This is a genomic window from Pseudomonas sp. NFACC42-2 (assembly GCF_900116055.1).
GTDB classification, from domain to species: domain Bacteria; phylum Pseudomonadota; class Gammaproteobacteria; order Pseudomonadales; family Pseudomonadaceae; genus Aquipseudomonas; species Aquipseudomonas marginalis.
Map to the genome: position 1 here is coordinate 457,712 of NZ_FOZO01000002.1, position 17,515 is coordinate 475,226.

Annotated in this window: 19 protein-coding genes; all 19 read right to left on the minus strand. The window is 61.6% G+C overall.

Annotation, left to right across the window (positions count from 1 at the left end):
* Positions 1-12: 12 nt before the first annotated feature.
* The 19 genes from BM416_RS05900 to flhB all read right to left on the minus strand — a co-directional run bounded on the left by BM416_RS05900 (position 13) and on the right by flhB (position 17,513).
* Complete coding sequence (locus tag BM416_RS05900; RefSeq protein ID WP_092486496.1) at positions 13-558, minus strand: hypothetical protein; 546 nt, start codon at positions 556-558, stop codon at positions 13-15.
* 33 nt (positions 559-591) lie between these two features.
* Complete coding sequence (locus tag BM416_RS05905; protein ID WP_065940546.1) at positions 592-918, minus strand: hypothetical protein; 327 nt, start codon at positions 916-918, stop codon at positions 592-594.
* Positions 919-942: 24 nt separating this feature from the next.
* Positions 943-1,251 (minus strand): hypothetical protein, encoded by a 309-nt coding sequence (locus BM416_RS05910; protein ID WP_092486499.1) that lies wholly within the window; start codon positions 1,249-1,251, stop codon positions 943-945.
* A gap of 433 nt (positions 1,252-1,684) precedes the next feature.
* Positions 1,685-2,077: a DUF2802 domain-containing protein gene (locus BM416_RS05915; RefSeq protein ID WP_065924146.1), complete on the minus strand. Its 393-nt coding sequence runs from the start codon at positions 2,075-2,077 to the stop codon at positions 1,685-1,687.
* Positions 2,078-2,560 (minus strand): chemotaxis protein CheW, encoded by a 483-nt coding sequence (locus tag BM416_RS05920; RefSeq protein ID WP_005790025.1) that lies wholly within the window; start codon positions 2,558-2,560, stop codon positions 2,078-2,080. It abuts the gene before it with no gap.
* A gap of 81 nt (positions 2,561-2,641) precedes the next feature.
* Positions 2,642-3,436 carry a CheW domain-containing protein gene (locus tag BM416_RS05925; protein ID WP_065924145.1) on the minus strand — a complete coding sequence of 265 codons (795 nt, stop codon included), beginning with the start codon at positions 3,434-3,436 and terminating at the stop codon, positions 2,642-2,644.
* A gap of 2 nt (positions 3,437-3,438) precedes the next feature.
* Positions 3,439-4,227, minus strand: coding sequence for a ParA family protein (locus BM416_RS05930; RefSeq protein WP_065924144.1), 789 nt, complete (start codon positions 4,225-4,227; stop codon positions 3,439-3,441).
* Positions 4,228-4,278: 51 nt separating this feature from the next.
* Entirely contained in the window at positions 4,279-5,166 is an 888-nt protein-coding gene (gene motD / locus BM416_RS05935; protein ID WP_027603873.1) for a flagellar motor protein MotD, read from the minus strand.
* A gap of 15 nt (positions 5,167-5,181) precedes the next feature.
* Positions 5,182-5,922, minus strand: a complete 741-nt coding sequence (locus BM416_RS05940) for a flagellar motor protein (protein ID WP_027603872.1) — start codon at positions 5,920-5,922, stop codon at positions 5,182-5,184.
* Positions 5,922-7,067 (minus strand): protein-glutamate methylesterase/protein-glutamine glutaminase, encoded by a 1,146-nt coding sequence (locus BM416_RS05945; protein ID WP_092486502.1) that lies wholly within the window; start codon positions 7,065-7,067, stop codon positions 5,922-5,924. The genes BM416_RS05940 and BM416_RS05945 overlap by 1 nt, the downstream gene beginning before the upstream one ends.
* A gap of 49 nt (positions 7,068-7,116) precedes the next feature.
* Positions 7,117-9,333: a chemotaxis protein CheA gene (locus BM416_RS05950; protein ID WP_092486504.1), complete on the minus strand. Its 2,217-nt coding sequence runs from the start codon at positions 9,331-9,333 to the stop codon at positions 7,117-7,119.
* Positions 9,334-9,344: 11 nt separating this feature from the next.
* Positions 9,345-10,133 (minus strand): protein phosphatase CheZ, encoded by a 789-nt coding sequence (locus BM416_RS05955; protein ID WP_092486507.1) that lies wholly within the window; start codon positions 10,131-10,133, stop codon positions 9,345-9,347.
* An 18-nt stretch (positions 10,134-10,151) separates the two neighbouring features.
* Positions 10,152-10,526, minus strand: coding sequence for a chemotaxis response regulator CheY (locus tag BM416_RS05960; RefSeq protein WP_160385018.1), 375 nt, complete (start codon positions 10,524-10,526; stop codon positions 10,152-10,154).
* Between the two features lie 170 nt (positions 10,527-10,696).
* Entirely contained in the window at positions 10,697-11,437 is a 741-nt protein-coding gene (fliA, locus tag BM416_RS05965) for an RNA polymerase sigma factor FliA (RefSeq protein WP_065924972.1), read from the minus strand.
* Positions 11,434-12,267 carry a flagellar synthesis regulator FleN gene (gene fleN, locus BM416_RS05970; protein WP_003192912.1) on the minus strand — a complete coding sequence of 278 codons (834 nt, stop codon included), beginning with the start codon at positions 12,265-12,267 and terminating at the stop codon, positions 11,434-11,436. The genes fliA and fleN overlap by 4 nt, the downstream gene beginning before the upstream one ends.
* A 105-nt stretch (positions 12,268-12,372) precedes the next feature.
* Entirely contained in the window at positions 12,373-13,689 is a 1,317-nt protein-coding gene (gene flhF / locus BM416_RS05975; RefSeq protein WP_065940552.1) for a flagellar biosynthesis GTPase FlhF, read from the minus strand.
* Between the two features lie 12 nt (positions 13,690-13,701).
* Positions 13,702-15,816 carry a flagellar biosynthesis protein FlhA gene (gene flhA, locus BM416_RS05980; protein ID WP_371856044.1) on the minus strand — a complete coding sequence of 705 codons (2,115 nt, stop codon included), beginning with the start codon at positions 15,814-15,816 and terminating at the stop codon, positions 13,702-13,704.
* A gap of 237 nt (positions 15,817-16,053) precedes the next feature.
* Positions 16,054-16,260 carry a cold-shock protein gene (locus BM416_RS05985; RefSeq protein WP_027603866.1) on the minus strand — a complete coding sequence of 69 codons (207 nt, stop codon included), beginning with the start codon at positions 16,258-16,260 and terminating at the stop codon, positions 16,054-16,056.
* A gap of 116 nt (positions 16,261-16,376) precedes the next feature.
* Positions 16,377-17,513, minus strand: a complete 1,137-nt coding sequence (gene flhB / locus BM416_RS05990; RefSeq protein WP_065946824.1) for a flagellar biosynthesis protein FlhB — start codon at positions 17,511-17,513, stop codon at positions 16,377-16,379.
* Between the last annotated feature and the right edge of the window lie 2 nt (positions 17,514-17,515).

Below are 17,515 nucleotides of genomic sequence, written 5' to 3' on the forward strand. Positions count from 1 at the left end.
TCCAGCGACTGATTAGAGGTTATCCATCGCGTTGCACATCGACAGCTTGCCCTTGGACGCAGGCTCCACAGCGACCCATTGCTTGGCGCCCGCCGGCAGTTCATGCAACTGGATCGAACAATTGGCATACATGGACGCCTGCACCATGTAATCCACCCCGGGCCGAGGCACGAAGGCCATGCTGGCGGAGCATTGCCGGGAATACTGCAATTGCCCCAGGTAATGAAAGGCGATCGGCGTGTTAGCCGGCACCACCAATTCCGACGACACCGCAGCCGCCCACGAATAAATCGGCCCAGGCATGCCCAGGCTTTCACCGTTGTGATCGGGGAAGCCCGCTTTCGTCGACGCCATCACCCCGGCGCCCGGCACATTCCAGTCCAGGCAATCCCGCCCCGGCACCGCGCGCACCAGACCATCGGTGATCAACCGCACGCGGGCGGTCTCGCCGGTCTGCGGTGCAACGTAGCCGGTGGACAGGGAGCGGATATTCGCCACCTGGCCGCAGCCGGTCAGCAGTACCAGCAACGCCACGGGAACCACACGTAAAAGGCTCATCAGCAGTCAACTCGCAGAGGAATAAAGGGCCGCTTACGGCTGACGGCAATTCTGGTTGACCGACAGCTCTGGCGCCGGCTCGTACTTCACCTGCTGCAAGCCATCGGCGCCCTGGAAGATGAAGTACTTGATCCGGCAGTCCTTGAACATCGGCGAATAACCCTCAGCCCGGAAGCCTTGGCCATCAACTTGCTTGGTCACAGCGTTGTTTCGGCTGACCACCGCGAGCACCTGGGCGTAGCTCTGGCCCATCTTCACCCCCGGCTCGCCGGTGACCGTCATCGACGAGGCGCAACCGCCCAGCCCTGCCACCGCCAATGCCAGCGCGACGCCGTACAGTCCATTGCGTAGATCGTTCATGCCTTGCTTCCTTTTAGTGATGGATCAGCGACGGCCTTCGCACACTGGAGATTCGCCAACGCGGCCAAGCTTGCACAGGTCCAGATTATCCTTGCGGGTAAAGCCAGCGTCCTTCATGCAATAGAAGTGCTTCAGTCTCTCATCGATTGAGCCGCCGCCCGTGCCCGCCACATTCTCGTACCCGCACGCGAGCATACTGCTCTTGACGCCCTCTACAGAGACCCCGCTCTTTTGCCAATCGGTAAAATCCGGCGGCGGCGGTTGGAAGCCCCTGCCCGTGCACCCAATCAATAACACCGCGTAAACACTCAACAGCAGCCCGCTCCTCAACATCGCGTTCCTCCTCATGGTTTGCGTAGACCGCTCACCCGCCAACGCGTCCCTGGCATGGCCCGTGGCTCAACGTGAGGTCAATGCCGCTGGCACCGATGCAACGTCCTTGCAACGGATCATCGACAGGGTTTACTGGACATCTTCAGCCTGATCGCCACTGAGCACGACGAGGTCGATCTTGAAGCACGGCATTTGATTGCGCGGTAAGCGCGGAGGTGGCGACCCAAGACGGCAGCCAAACAGAGGGTTTTGCTCGAGAGGGGATCAACAGGCATTTCGCATCCTTGTGAGTGAAACGTTCTACATGCGTAGCTTGGTCATCACAAACAAGTAAAAGTGCCACGGAGAACCATGGCACGGTGACGCATCCGACACAATCAGCCGCAGCCGGCATTCAACGCATAGCGAGAAGCGCACGGTATACACGGCACAATCAGCTTTTGTGTAATTTACTCATCAACTGCGCCTCAGCCTGGGTCAAGCCACACGACTGGGTCAGTTCATCCACGGTAGCGCCCATGCCCACCAGCTTCGCCGCCTGGGCAAATGACAGGCTGGAAGGGTCACGCTGCTCGATCTGCGCCAGCTTGTCCGGCAACGGCGCGAGAATGGCACGCAGTTCATGCACCTCGTCCCCGACCTTCACCGCACTCTGCTGGAAGTGATCGACCCGCTTGACCAGCTCCAGCACCCGTCGATCACGCACCGCATCGCGCTCGGCCTGCTGCATCGCCAATTCGCGCTGCTGGCGTATGTAGCGCAGCAGAAAACCCAGGGTCCCGGCCCACAACAGGGCCAGGACAATCACCGCGACCTCAAGGAACAATCAGATGCTCTCCAGTTCCGACCATTCTTCTTCGCTCATCATTTTGTCCAGCTCAACCAGAATCAACAGTTCGTTGTTCTTGTTGCACACGCCCTGGATGAACTTGGCCGATTCCTCGTTGCCCACGTTCGGCGCGGTTTCCACTTCCGATTGGCGCAGGTAGACCACTTCCGCGACGCTGTCGACCATGATCCCGACCACTTGCTTGTCGGCTTCGATGATGACGATACGCGTGTTGTCACTGACTTCGACCGTGTCCAGGCCAAAACGCTGGCGGGTGTCGATCACCGTCACCACGTTGCCGCGCAGGTTGATGATGCCCAGCACATAGCTTGGCGCACCGGGAACCGGAGCGATCTCGGTGTAGCGCAGCACTTCCTGCACGCGCATCACGTTAATACCGTAGGTTTCGTTGTCCAGTTTGAAGGTAACCCATTGCAGGATCGGATCATCCAAACCTTGTGCGGACGCTGACTTGTTCATATCTCTGACCCCTTCAAATGCCGATGTAGGCGGCGTGTGTACTTCTTTTGGCCGCACGCTCGCGCGGCCCTTATTGTCCAATCAACTGCGTTTGTTCACCGGCATCGCCTTAACGGCACCGCTGGCGATCAACTCGGCCAGTTCGGCAACGTCCAGCAACGCGCACATGTGTTCGATCACGGTGCCGGCCAGCCAGGGCCGCTGGCCCCGGTGGCTGCGCCATTTGATTTCATTCGGGTCCAGGCGCAGCGAGCGGCTGACTTGATGCACCGCCAGCCCCCATTCGTAGCCCTGCACCGAGATCACGTATTGCAAGCCTTGGCGGAAGTCATCGCGGTAGCGGTCGGGCATCACCCAGCGCGCGGTGTCCAGCACCTTGAGGTTACCGGCCTGACTCGGCAGGATGCCCAGGAACCATTCCGGCTGCCCGAACAATGGCGTCAATTCCTGGCCTTCCAACGAGTAGATCGAGCCCAGGCACACCAACGGCACCGCCAAGGTCAACCCGGCGACGTCGAACAGCAAACATTCAAATGGCTCGGCCGCCCAGGCCGGCCGATCATCGCCGCTCACCGGCGGTGGCGTGATGCTCGGTGGCAGGTGCACTTCCACGACCGGCTCGACCACCACGGGCACGACGGGCGCGACCACCGGGACGCTGACCGGGACGACGAGTGCATCGCGGGCCTGCTCTTCCAATACAGCCAACTGGAACTCATCCAGGCTGCTCGAGGACGGCACTTCGACCGCCGGCTCCAGCACCAGGATAGGCTCCTGTAATTCTTCGGCGGTCGCGTCCTGCAGCAAGGCATCCAGGTAGGATTCCAGTGCCAGTTGCGGGCGGGTCTTGACCTTGAGTTCGACGGGACGGTTCATCATCAGGCCACCTGCGCCACAAGCTGCTGGGACAGCAGGTGCTTGAGCAACGCCCGGTACGCCAGCACGCCACGGCTTTTGCCGTCGAACTGCGACGGCGTGAGCCCGGCACGGCTGGCATCACGCAGGCGGGTGTCCACCGGAATGTAGCCGTTCCAGATGGTCTCCGGGTAGGCATCGCGCAGGACGCGCAAGGTGCCCAGGGACGCCTGGGTACGGCGGTCGAACAGGGTGGGCACGATGCTGTACGGCAACGCCTGTTTGCGCGAACGGTTGATCATCGCCAGGGTGCTGACCATGCGCTCCAGGCCCTTGACCGCCAGATGCTCGGTCTGCACCGGGATCACCAGTTGCTGGCTGGCCGCCAAAGCGTTGACCATCAGCACGCCGAGCAAGGGCGGGCTGTCGATGATCGCGTAGTCGAAGTCCTGCCACAGTTGCGCCAGGGTCTTGGCGATCACCAGGCCCAGGCCGCTCTGCCCCGGCGACTGGCGCTCCAGGGTGGCCAGTGCGGTACTCGACGGCAGCAGGGAAATGCTTTCGTTACTGGTGGGCAGCAGCAATTGCCCGGGCAGGTCGGCCGGTACGTTGCCTTTGTGCAGGAACAGGTCGTAGTTGCTGTGCTCCAGCGCATCCGGGTCGTAGCCGAAATAGCTGGTCATCGAGCCGTGGGGGTCGAGGTCGACCACGACCACACGCTTGCCCGCCTCGGCCAGCAAGCCGGCTAAAGCGATGGAGGTGGTGGTCTTGCCGACTCCACCTTTTTGATTGGCAACTGCCCAGACTCTCATTCGGATGGTTCCTCCCGGTGGGCACACGCGCGACCGAGACATTGCATAAGGTTATTGAGCCGGCGACGGAGAATTGACGGCACTCTGCTGAACCGGCGGCTTTGCAGGGGCCGGTGCAGTTTGTGTGCCAGCGCGCTTCAAGGCCGCATCCGGTGTTGCATTGGCGGTACCGGTGCCGGTCAGGCTACGGCGCACCTCCAGGTTTCGGGACACCACCAGCACCACCCGACGATTGCGTGCGCGGCCTTCGAGCGTGGCGTTATTGGCCACCGGCTGGAACTCGCCATACCCCACCGACGCCAGGCGTCCAGGGTTCACGCCCTGCATCGCGAGCATGCGCACGATGCTCGCGGCACGGGCCGATGACAGCTCCCAGTTGGTCGGGTACTGCGCGGTACTGATCGGCACATTGTCGGTAAAGCCTTCAACGTGGATCGGGTTTTCAAACGGTTTGAGGATCGCCGCCACCTTGTCGATGATGGTGAACGCCTGGTCGCTGGGCAATGCATCGGCACTGGCGAACAGCAGGCTGGAATTGAGCTCGATCTCCACCCACAACTCATTGCCGCGCACGGTCATCTGGTTGGAGCTGATCAGGTCGCCAAACGCGGCACTGATGTCATCGGCGATGCTTTTCAGCGGATCACTGGTGCCGCCCACGCCGGCAGCGGTTTCGTCGCTGTCATTGACCAGCGGCTTGGCCGGGGTCACGGTCCTGGGCCGCTCTTCGCCAATCGGGATCGGCTTGAGCGAACGGTCGGCGTCGTTGAACACACCGATCAACGCCTGGGAAATGACTTTGTACTTGCCTTCGTTGATCGACGAGATGGAGTACATCACCACGAAAAAGGCGAACAGCAAGGTGATGAAGTCCGCATAGGACACCAGCCACCGTTCGTGGTTGACATGTTCTTCAGGCTCGCGACGGCGACGGCTCATTGGCAATACTCCCCATCAATCCATGAAGCCCTGGAGCTTCAATTCGATGGAGCGCGGGTTCTCGCCCTCGGCAATCGACAGGATGCCTTCGAGCAGCATCTCGCGATAGCGCGACTGGCGCATGGCAATCGACTTGAGCTTGCTGGCCACCGGCAACAGCACCAGGTTGGCACTGGCCACCCCGTAGATGGTGGCAACGAACGCCACGGCAATGCCGCTGCCCAGTTGCGACGGATCGGCCAGGTTGCCCATCACGTGGATCAGGCCCATCACCGCGCCGATGATGCCGATGGTCGGCGCATAGCCGCCCATGCTTTCAAACACTTTGGCGGCGTTGATATCGCGGCTTTCCTGGGTGTAGAAATCCACCTCGAGGATGCTGCGGATCGCTTCCGGTTCGGCGCCGTCCACCAGCAATTGCAGGCCTTTGCGCGAATAGCTGTCGGGTTCGGCATCGGCCACGCCTTCGAGGCCCAGCAGGCCTTCCTTGCGTGCGGTGAGGCTCCAGTTGACCACACGATCGATGCCACCGGCCAGGTCGACACGCGGCGGAAAAATGATCCAGATGAGGATTTGCATCGCACGCTTGAACGAACTCATCGGTGACTGCAGCAACGCGGCGCCCACCGTGCCGCCAATCACGATCAGCGCCGCCGGGCCGTTGGCCAGGGCGCCCAGGTGACCGCCTTCGAGGTAGTTGCCGCCAATAATGGCGACAAATGCCAGGATGATGCCGATCAGGCTCAATACATCCATCAGAGGCAGGCCTCCACCAGATGCCTGCCGATGTCGTCCAGGCTGTAGACGGCGTCGGCCAGGTCAGCCTTGACGATGGCCATGGGCATGCCATAGATCACGCAGCTGGCCTCGTCCTGGGCCCAGATCGCACTGCCGCCCTGCTTGAGCAGGCGCGCGCCTTCACGACCGTCGGCGCCCATGCCGGTGAGCACCACCGCCAGAACTTTGTCGCCGTAGGACTTGGCCGCCGAACCGAAGGTGATGTCCACGCACGGCTTGTAGTTGAGGCGCTCATCGCCCGGCAGGATTTTGATCGCGCCCCGGCCGTCGACCATCATCTGCTTGCCGCCCGGGGCCAGCAACGCCAGGCCAGGACGCAGGATGTCGCCATCCTCGGCTTCCTTGACGCTGATGCGGCAGAGCTTGTCCAGGCGCTCGGCAAAGGCCTTGGTGAACGCGGCGGGCATGTGCTGGATCAACACGATCGGCGCCGGGAAGTTGGCCGGCAATTGGGTCAACACGCGCTGCAAGGCGACCGGACCGCCGGTGGAGGTGCCGATGGCGACCAGTTTATAGGCCTTGCGCTTGGGCGCAGGCGAATGGGCAGCCGCCGGTGCCGACGTCCGCACCGGCGGCGCGGCAGGCCGTGCAACCGGCGCAGGCGCCGGGCGGCCAAACGTGGAACCGGCAGGCGCCGCCGGCGCGGCCACCGGCGCGGCCACCGGTGCCGGCGCAGGGGCTGGCGCGCTGAACAGGCTGCGGCGGTTGCTGCGGGAAATACTGTGGACTTTCTCGCACAGCAGTTGCTTGACCTTCTCGGGGTTGCGCGAGATGTCTTCGAAATTCTTCGGCAGGAAGTCCACCGCCCCCGCATCCAGCGCGTCGAGGGTCACTCGGGCGCCTTCGTGGGTCAGCGAGGAGAACATCAATACCGGGGTCGGGCAGCGTTGCATGATGTGCCGGACTGCCGTGATGCCATCCATCATCGGCATCTCGTAGTCCATGGTGATCACGTCCGGCTTCAACGCAATGGCTTGATCAATCGCCTCTTTGCCGTTGGTGGCCGTGCCGACCACCTGGATGCTTGGATCGGCGGAAAGAATTTCCGAGACGCGGCGGCGGAAGAAACCCGAATCGTCCACCACCAGGACCTTGACTGCCATAAACACTCCGTTAGGTGGGGCGGGCAATACCGCCTATGCCCCACCAGAATCAAATACGCCGAGCGGCGTAACGCTTGAGCATGCTCGGAACATCGAGAATCAGCGCGATCCGACCGTCACCGGTGATGGTCGCACCCGACATGCCCGGGGTTCCCTGCAGCATTTTGCCCAAAGGCTTGATGACCACTTCTTCCTGGCCAACCAGTTGATCGACGACAAAGCCGATTCGCTGGGTGCCCACGGAGAGGATCACCACATGGCCTTCGCGCTGCTCTTCATGGGCCGCCGATGCAACCAGCCAGCGCTTGAGGTAGAACAGGGGCAACGCCTTGTCCCGCACGATCACCACTTCCTGACCGTCGACCACGTTGGTGCGCGACAGGTCGAGGTGGAAGATCTCGTTGACGTTGACCAGCGGGAAGGCGAATGCCTGGTTGCCCAGCATCACCATCAGGGTCGGCATGATCGCCAGGGTCAACGGCACCTTGATGACGATCTTGGAGCCCTGGCCCTTGGTCGAGTAGATGTTGATCGAGCCGTTGAGCTGGCTGATCTTGGTCTTCACCACGTCCATGCCCACGCCACGGCCCGACACGTCGGAAATCTCGGTCTTGGTCGAGAAGCCGGGGGCGAAGATCAGGTTGTAGCACTCGGTGTCGGTCAGGCGGTCGGCGGCGTCCTTGTCCATCACGCCACGCTTGACGGCGATACTGCGCAGGATATTCGGGTCCATGCCCTTGCCGTCATCGGTGATGGACAGCAGGATGTGGTCGCCTTCCTGCTCCGCTGCCAGGATCACCTTGCCGCCACGGGACTTGCCCGAGGCTTCGCGTTCTTCCGGGGTTTCGACACCGTGGTCGACAGCGTTGCGCACCAAGTGGACCAGCGGGTCGGCCAGGGCCTCGACAAGGTTCTTGTCGAGGTCGGTTTCTTCACCCACCAGTTCCAGGTTGATCTCTTTCTTCAGCTGGCGCGCGAGGTCGCGAACCAGGCGCGGGAAGCGGCCGAAGACTTTCTTGATCGGCTGCATCCGCGTTTTCATCACGGCGGTCTGCAGGTCGGCGGTGACCACGTCGAGGTTCGACACGGCCTTCTGCATGGCTTCATCGCCACTGCTCAGGCCCAGGCGCACCAGGCGGTTACGCACCAGTACGAGCTCGCCGACCATGTTCATGATGTCGTCCAGCCGCGCGGTATCGACCCGCACGGTGGTTTCGGCTTCACTGGCCGGTTTTTCCGCGACCGGTGCGGCAGCGGCACGCGCTGGAGCCGGGGCAGCAACCGGCGCAGGCGCAGGCTTGGCGGCGGGCGCGGCGGCTTTGGCGGCAACCGGTGCCGCCGTGGCTGCAGCAGCGGCCGGGGCGACTTCGGTAAACTTGCCCTTGCCGTGCAGATCGTCCAGCAGTGCTTCGAATTCGTGATCGGAGATCAACCCATCGTCCGCCGGCTTGGCGCCGGCAGCGGGTGCTGCCGGGGCCGCGGCCGTAGCGGCGACTGCCGGCAAGGCATCGGCCGCGAAGGTGCCCTTGCCATGCAACTGGTCGAGCAACGCTTCGAATTCATCGTCAGTGATGTCGGTGCTGGCAGAAGCGGCAGGCGCATCCGCAGCACCGGCGGCGGCACCGGCAGGCGCCACGGCGTCGGCGGCGAACTGGCCCTTGCCGTGCAATTGATCGAGCAGGGACTCGAACTCAGCGTCGGTAATGTCCTCGCTGGTCGGCGCGGCAGCCGGGGCAGCCGCAGCCGGGGCTTCGGCTTCGGCCTTGACGGCACTGAGGGAACTGAGCAGTTGCTCGAACTCGCTGTCCGTCACATCCGCTTCAGGTTCCGCCACTGGTTCCGGTACGGCTTCGACCACCGGCGCTGCCGAGGTGTCGGCCGGCTCTGCATAGCGCGCCAGGGCGGCCAGCAGTTCCGGAGTGGCTGCGGTGATCGGGGCACGCTCGCGCACTTCGCTGAACATGCCGTTGACCGCATCCAGTGCTTCGAGAATCACGTCCATCAACTCCGAATCAACGTGACGCTCACCCTTGCGCAGGATGTCGAACACGTTCTCGGCGATGTGGCAGCACTCCACCAGCTCATGGAGCTGGAGGAAGCCGGCGCCCCCTTTTACAGTATGAAAACCGCGAAAAATTGCATTGAGCAGGTTCGCATCATCCGGGCGGCTTTCCAGCTCGACCAGTTGTTCGGACAGTTGCTCTAAAATTTCGCCGGCCTCTACAAGGAAATCCTGAAGGATCTCTTCATCGGCGCCGAAGCTCATGTGGGTGCTCCTTAGAAGCCTAAACTGGATAACAGGTCATCTACGTCATCCTGACCTGACACAACGTCTTCACGTTTATCGGCATGAATCTGCGGACCTTCACCCTTGGCGAGATGTTTTTGTGGATCTTTTTCAGAGAGGATCGCTTCGCGGTCATGTTCGATGCCGGCAAAACGGTCGACCTGGCCGGCCATGAGTACCAATTTGAGCAGGTTGCTTTCCACTTCGGTGACCAACTGGGTCACACGCTTGATCACCTGACCGGTCAGGTCCTGGTAATCCTGGGCGAGCAGAATGTCATTGAGGTTGCTGGAAACCATGCGGTTTTCCTGCTCGCTGCGTGACAAAAACCCTTCGACCCGACGGGCCAGCTCACGAAACTCTTCTGCACCGACTTCACGGCGCATGAAGCGGCCCCAGTCAACGCTCAGGGCCTGGGCTTCCGTGGCCATGCCGTTGACCAGGGGCGTGGCGTTTTCCACCAGGTCCATGGTGCGGTTGGCCGCCGCCTCGGTCAGCCTGACCACATAGGACAGGCGCTCGGTGGCGTCGGTGATCTGCGAAATCTCTTCGGCCTGGGGCATGTGCGGGTCAATCTGGAAATTGACGATCGCGCTGTGCAGCTCGCGCGTGAGCTTGCCCACTTCCTGGTACAGGCCTCGGTCACGGGTCTGGTTGAGCTCATGGATCAACTGCACCGCGTCGCCGAACTGGCCTTTTTCAAGGCTGTCAACCAACTGGTGAGCATGCTTTTTCAGGGTCGACTCAAAGTCTCCCTGTGACGTTTCTTTATGCTCCATAGCTCCCCCGCGATGGCATCAGCCGTGGATGCGTTCGAAGATCTTTTCGATCTTCTCTTTCAAGGCCTGTGCAGTGAATGGTTTGACCACGTAACCGTTGACCCCGGCCTGGGCGGCTTCGATGATCTGTTCACGCTTGGCTTCGGCGGTCACCATCAACACGGGAAGGCTGCGCAATTTTTCGTCGGCACGCACGTGGCGCAACAAGTCGATACCGGTCATGCCCGGCATGTTCCAGTCCGTTACCAGAAAGTCGATGCTCCCGCTGTTGAGGATCGGAATCGCCGTCAGGCCGTCATCCGCCTCGACCGTGTTTGTGAACCCAAGGTCACGCAACAGGTTTTTTATGATCCGCCGCATCGTTGAGAAGTCATCAACGATGAGGATTTTCATGTTCTTGTCCAATTCGACCTCCAAGCAGTCTTAAACGCGCCCAGCACCTGGACGCGCCATTTCAATCAACAGGCATTACACAAAAAGGACTGCCGAGGGCACCACGGCCCGAGCCCGCGAAGGCCTATCACCTTCGCGGTATCGCTTTGCAATGCTCCCCACACTGCCTGTCAGCGCGCTCGCCACTCTCCCAGACGCCCCCGCAAGCGGGCCGCGCACTGGCTGTGCAACTGGCTGACACGGGATTCGCTGACCCCCAGGACCTCACCGATTTCCTTGAGGTTCAGCTCTTCGTCGTAGTACAGCGCCAACACCAACCGCTCGCGCTCCGGCAAGTTGGCAATGGCGTCCGCCAACGCCCCCTGGAAACGTTCATCTTCCAGGTCACGCGACGGCTCCATATGCGTGCTCGCGCCGTCCTCATGCAGCCCTTCGTGTTCGCCGTCCTGTAACAGGTCGTCGAAACTGAACAGGCGGCTGCCCAAGGTATCGTTCAAAATCCCGTAATAATCGTCGAGACTCAATTGGAGTTCGGCCGCAACTTCGTGATCTTTAGCGTCGCGACCGGTTTTTGCTTCAATTGCACGAATTGCGTCACTGACCATGCGTGTATTGCGGTGCACCGAACGCGGCGCCCAATCGCCTTTGCGCACTTCGTCGAGCATCGCGCCACGGATGCGGATCCCCGCATACGTCTCGAAGCTCGCGCCCTTGCTCGCGTCGTACTTGGTCGACACTTCGAGCAGGCCGATCATGCCCGCCTGGATCAGGTCTTCGACCTGGACGCTGGCGGGCAGGCGTGCCAGCAGGTGATAGGCGATGCGCTTGACCAGTGGCGCATAGCGCTCGATCAACTCGCCCTGGCTGTCACGGGCAGACTTCTTGTAAGCGTTATAGCCGTTCGCTGTCATAGCACCGGTCCTGCACTCGTCTGATGCACCAATCGCTCGACGAAAAACTCCAGATGCCCCCGAGGGTTGGCAGGCAACGGCCAGGTATCGACCTTCTGGGCAATAGCCTTGAACGCCAATGCGCACTTGGAACGAGGGAACGCTTCGTAGACTGCACGCTGCTTTTGCACAGCCTTGCGTACACACTCGTCGTAGGGAACTGCACCGACGTATTGTAAGGCGACATCGAGAAAGCGATCCGTGACCTTGGTCAACTTGGCGAACAGGTTGCGGCCTTCCTGCGGGCTCTGGGCCATGTTGGCCAGGACGCGGAAGCGGTTCATGCCGTAGTCACGGTTAAGCAGTTTGATCAGGGCGTAGGCGTCGGTGATCGAGGTGGGTTCATCGCAGACCACCAGCAAGACTTCCTGCGCCGCGCGCACGAAGCTGACCACGGACTCGCCGATCCCCGCGGCGGTGTCGATCACCAGCACGTCGAGGTTGTCGCCGATGTCACTGAATGCCTGGATCAGGCCGGCATGCTGCGCCGGGCTCAGGTGCACCATGCTCTGGGTACCGGAGGCGGCCGGCACGATGCGGATCCCGCCAGGGCCCTGGAGCAGCACGTCGCGCAGCTCACAGCGCCCCTCGATCACATCGGCCAGGGTGTGTTTGGGCGTCAGTCCCAGCAGAACGTCGACGTTCGCCAGCCCCAGGTCAGCATCCAGCAGCATGACGCGACGGCCAAGCTCTGCCAGGGCCAGGGACAAATTCACTGACACGTTAGTTTTTCCGACGCCACCTTTGCCGCCGGTCACCGCGATCACCTGTACGGGATGCATGCTGCCCATTTTATTTCTTTACCTTGTCTTGCTTAGACGCAGGCTACATGGCTTGGCCGCGTGAATCGCTTGCAGACCATCGATGTAGGTACATTTCACGGTGTTCATCGCGCCTCAACCCACCCGCTTTGCCGGGTTGTGGTAAAGGTCGGCGAACATATCGGCCATCGCTTCCTCGCTAGGCTCTTCTTGCATTTGCACGCTGACAGCGCGGCTGACCAGCTGATGACGGCGCGGCAGATGCAAATCATCCGGGATCCGCGGGCCGTCGGTCAGGTAGGCAACCGGTAGTTCATGGCTGATAGCCAGGCTCAACACTTCGCCCAGGCTGGCGGTTTCATCCAGTTTAGTCAGGATGCAGCCGGCCAGACCGCAACGCTTGTAGCTATGGTACGCAGCGGTAAGAACCTGTTTCTGGCTGGTGGTTGCAAGCACCAGGTAATTTTTCGACTTGATGCCACGCCCGGCCAGGCTTTCCAGTTGCAGGCGCAACGCCGGATCGCTGGCCTGCAGGCCGGCGGTGTCGATCAGTACCACGCGCTTGCGCAGCAACGGATCGAGCGCGTTGGCCAGGGACTGGCCCGGGTCGACGTGGGTGACCGGCACATTGAGGATACGGCCCAGGGTCTTGAGCTGTTCCTGGGCGCCGATGCGGTAGCTGTCCATGCTCACCAGCGCGATGTTGTTCGCGCCGTACTTGAGCACATAGCGCGCCGCCAGCTTGGCCAGGGTGGTGGTCTTGCCCATGCCGGCAGGGCCGACCATGGCGATCACACCGCCCTCTTCCAGGGGTTCGATTTCCGGGGTGGCGATCATCCGCGCCAGGTGGGCCAGCAACATGCGCCAGGCCTGGCGGGGCTCTTCGATTTCGGTGGTCAGGGCCAGCAGGTCGCGGGACAACGGGCCGGACAGGCCGATGCGTTGCAGGCGGCGCCAGAGGTTGGCCTGGTGCGGTTTGCTGCCTTGCAGTTGGGTCCAGGCCAGCGAACCCAGTTGCACTTCCAGCAATTCGCGCAGGCCGTTGAGTTCAAAACGCATCGAGTCGAAGACGCGCTGGTCGACTGCGGCGGCCGGGGCTGGCGCGGCAGGACGTGGCGGTTCGATGAACGTTGGCTCAACCAGCGGCTCGGCGGCGGTCAGCGGCAGGCCGGCGAACAACTGGCGATTGGTGGAGGCATCGCTGTCGCCACGCATGCTCAGCTCAGCCTGGGCCGAGACGATGCGCGAAGCGGTCTTGCGCAGCTCGTCTTCGAGTTCCATGTTCGGCACACGCGGCGCCAATGCCGAGGGGGTGTAGTCCAGGGCAGCCGTCAGCTCGACACCGCCGGCAATACGACGATTACCGATAATCGCGGCATCGGCGCCCAGCTCATCGCGGACCAGTTTCATGGCCTGACGCATATCGGCGGCGAAAAAACGCTTAACTTGCATAACCCACTACCCTCAGCCGTTGGGCCCTACTGTCGCGACGATAGTCACTTGCTTGTTGTCAGGAATTTCCTGATAAGCCAAAACGTGCAAATTCGGTACTGCCAGACGTCCAAACCGCGACAACATCGCCCGGACCGGTCCCGCCACCAGCAGAATCACCGGTTGGCCCTGCATTTCCTGGCGCTGTGCGGCGTCGATCAACGAACGCTGCAGTTTCTCAGCCATGCTTGGCTCCAGCAGAACGCCCTCTTCCTGGCCTTGTCCTGCCTTCTGAATACTATTGAGCAATATTTGTTCCAACCTTGGTTCCAAGGTGATCACAGGCAGCTCGGAGTCAAGCCCTACAATGCTTTGCACGATTGCGCGGGACAATCCGACACGCACCGCCGCCACCAGCGCGGCAGTATCTTGACTCTTGGCGGCATTGTTGGCGATAGCCTCGGCAATGCTGCGAATGTCGCGTACCGGCACCTGTTCGGCCAGCAGCGCCTGCAGCACCTTGAGCAGTTGCGACAACGACAGCACGCCCGGCACCAGCTCTTCTGCCAGTTTTGGCGAGGCCTTGCCGAGCAAGCCCATCAATTGCTGGACTTCTTCGTGGCCGATCAGCTCGTGGGAGTGCTTGTACAGGATCTGGTTGAGGTGTGTGGCGACCACGGTACTGGCGTCCACCACGGTGTAGCCCAGGGACTGCGCCTGGCTGCGCTGGCTGATTTCGATCCACACCGCCTCCAGGCCAAAAGCCGGATCTTTGGCGGTAATGCCGTTGAGGCTGCCGAACACCTGGCCGGGGTTGATTGCCAGCTCGCGGTCCGGGTAGATCTCGGCTTCGGCCAGGATCACGCCCATCAGGGTCAGGCGGTAGGCACTGGGTGCCAGGTCGAGGTTGTCGCGGATATGCACGGTGGGCATCAGGAAGCCCAGGTCCTGGGACAGCTTCTTGCGCACGCCCTTGATCCGCGCGAGCAACTGGCCGCCCTGGTTGCGGTCCACCAGCGGAATCAAGCGGTAGCCGACTTCCAGGCCGATCATGTCGATCGGGGTCACGTCGTCCCAGCCCAACTCCTTGGTTTCCTGGGCGCGGGCCGGGGACGGCAGCAGTTCCTGCTGGCGCGCAACTTCTTGCAGGGCCTGGACCTTGACCGCATTCTGCTTTTTCCAGAACAGGTAGGCCCCCCCGCCCGCCATGGCTGCCATGCTCAGGAACGACACATGGGGCATGCCCGGCACGATCCCCATGATCGCCATGATGCCGGCCGCCACGGCCAGGGCCTTGGGCGAGGCAAACATCTGGCGGCTGATCTGCTTGCCCATGTCTTCGGAGCCCGAAGCACGGGTCACCATGATGGCGGCAGCTGTAGATAACAACAGTGATGGCAATTGCGCCACTAAACCGTCACCGATGGTCAGCAGGGCGTACACCTTGCCCGCATCGCCGAAGGTCATGCCGTGCTGGAAGATCCCGACCGCCATGCCGCCGATCAGGTTGATGAACAGGATCAGCAGGCCGGCGATGGCGTCACCGCGCACGAATTTGCTGGCACCGTCCATGGAACCGTAGAACTCGGCTTCCTGGGCGACTTCCAAGCGGCGCGTCTTGGCCTGGTTCTGGTCGATCAGGCCGGCGTTGAGGTCGGCGTCGATAGCCATCTGCTTGCCGGGCATGGCGTCGAGGGTAAAGCGTGCGCTCACCTCGGAAATCCGTCCGGCGCCCTTGGTCACCACCACGAAGTTGATGATCATGAGGATCGCGAACACCACGATACCGACCACGTAGTTACCGCCGATCACCACCTCACCGAAAGCCTGGATCACCTTACCGGCAGCGGCGTGACCGTCCTGGCCGTGGAGCATGACCACACGGGTGGACGCCACGTTCAGCGCCAGGCGCAGCAGGGTCGCCACCAGCAGGATCGTCGGGAATACCGCGAAATCCAGCGGCCGCAAGGCGTAGACGCACACCAGCAGCACGACGACGGACAGGGCGATGTTGAAGGTGAAGAACACGTCCAGCAGGAACGGCGGCATCGGCAACATCATCATTGCCAGCATGACCAGCAACAACAACGGCACACCCAGATTGCCCCGCGAGAGGTCAGTCAGGGTGCCACGGGCCGTGCTGAACATTTGAGAGCGATCCACCACCGGTATTCCTCGTTTCCTTGAAGCAAACTTTTGACGCCGGGAGGCGTCCTGGAGGCGGTGTTGCAAGAAGCCTTCCAACTTTGCTTTTGAGGAGGTGGATCGCTACAGCCGCCCCAGTTCTATCGGATGTAAACACTCCAACTGCGGGAGGGGACAAGCCCCCTCCCACAGTCGGTTCTGTGCACATCCATTGCCGACAGCGAAACTAGCGCCCGCGGGCTAGCTCACAGTTTTAACTTCAGTTGCCTGCAGCCCCTTGGGGCCGTTGGCAAGCACGTATTCGACCTTTTGGTTTTCATCCAGGCTTTTGAAACCGCCGGAAACGATCCCCGAGTAATGCACAAATACATCTTCAGAACCATCGTCCGGCTTGATGAAACCAAACCCCTTTTCTGCGTTGAACCACTTTACGATGCCGGTTGCCATTAACCTTCTCCACCCTGCTTGTTTTAAGACCTGAGCCTTATCAAACGCGCTGGAAATAAGATTGACTACTGTCAAAGTTGACAGGTAGACGGCAGTTAGTGACGAGTGGTAAGAGGTCAGGAATCGCGACGCAACTCCGGCGGAATCGGCAGGTCCTTGAGCGGATCCGGGCGTTTCCCCTTACCCGCGCGATATTGGCGAATCTGATAGACATACGCCAACACCTGGGCCACGGCCAGGTACAACCCCGCCGGGATTTCCTGGTCGAGGTCGGTGGAGTAGAAGATCGACCGCGCCAGCTCCGGCGATTCCAGCAGCAGGATGTCGTGGGCCACGGCGATTTCACGGATTTTCAGTGCGGTAAAGTCGCTGCCCTTGGCCAGCAGCATCGGCGCGCCGCCCTTCTCCGGGTCGTACTTGAGGGCCACGGCGTAGTGGGTCGGGTTGGTGATGACCACGTCGGCGTCGGGCACCGAGGCCATCATCTTGCGCTGGGACATTTCCCGCTGCAGCTGGCGGATGCGTTGCTTGACCTCGGGGCGACCTTCCTGGTCCTTGTGCTCGTCGCGCACTTCCTGCTTGGTCATCAGCAGTTTCTTGTGGCTTTCCCACAACTGGATCGGCGCATCCACCGCCGCGATGATGATCAGCCCGGCGGCCATCCACAGCGCACTCCAGCCCACCACCTGCACGCTGTGGATGATCGCCGACTCCAGGGGTTCATGGGCGATGCGCAGCAGGTCGTCGATGTCGGACGACAACACCATCAGCGCCACGAACAAAATCAGGATGAACTTGGCCAGGGCCTTGAGCAGCTCCACCAGGGCCTTGGCGGAAAACATGCGCTTGAGCCCTGCCGCAGGGTTCATGCGGCTGAACTTGGGCGCCATGCTGCCGGCGGCGAACAGCCAGCCGCCGAGGGCGACCGGGCCGATCAGTGCGGCCAGCAGCAGGGTGATCAGGATCGGCTGCACCGCCAATATCGCGATCTTGCCCGAGTGCAGCAGGTATTGGCCCATGGAGCCGGGGTTGAGCAATACATCGCGGGGCAAGGTGAAGTTGTGCTTCATCAGTTCCATCAAGTCCAGCGCCAGGCCGCCGCCATAGATCAGCAAGGCACCGGATCCGGCCATCATGGTCGCAACGGTATTGAGTTCCTTGGAACGGGCAATCTCGCCCTTTTCCCTGGAGTCCTTTTTACGTTTCTCCGTGGGGTCTTCTGTCTTGTCCTGACCACTCTCGCTCTCGGCCATGG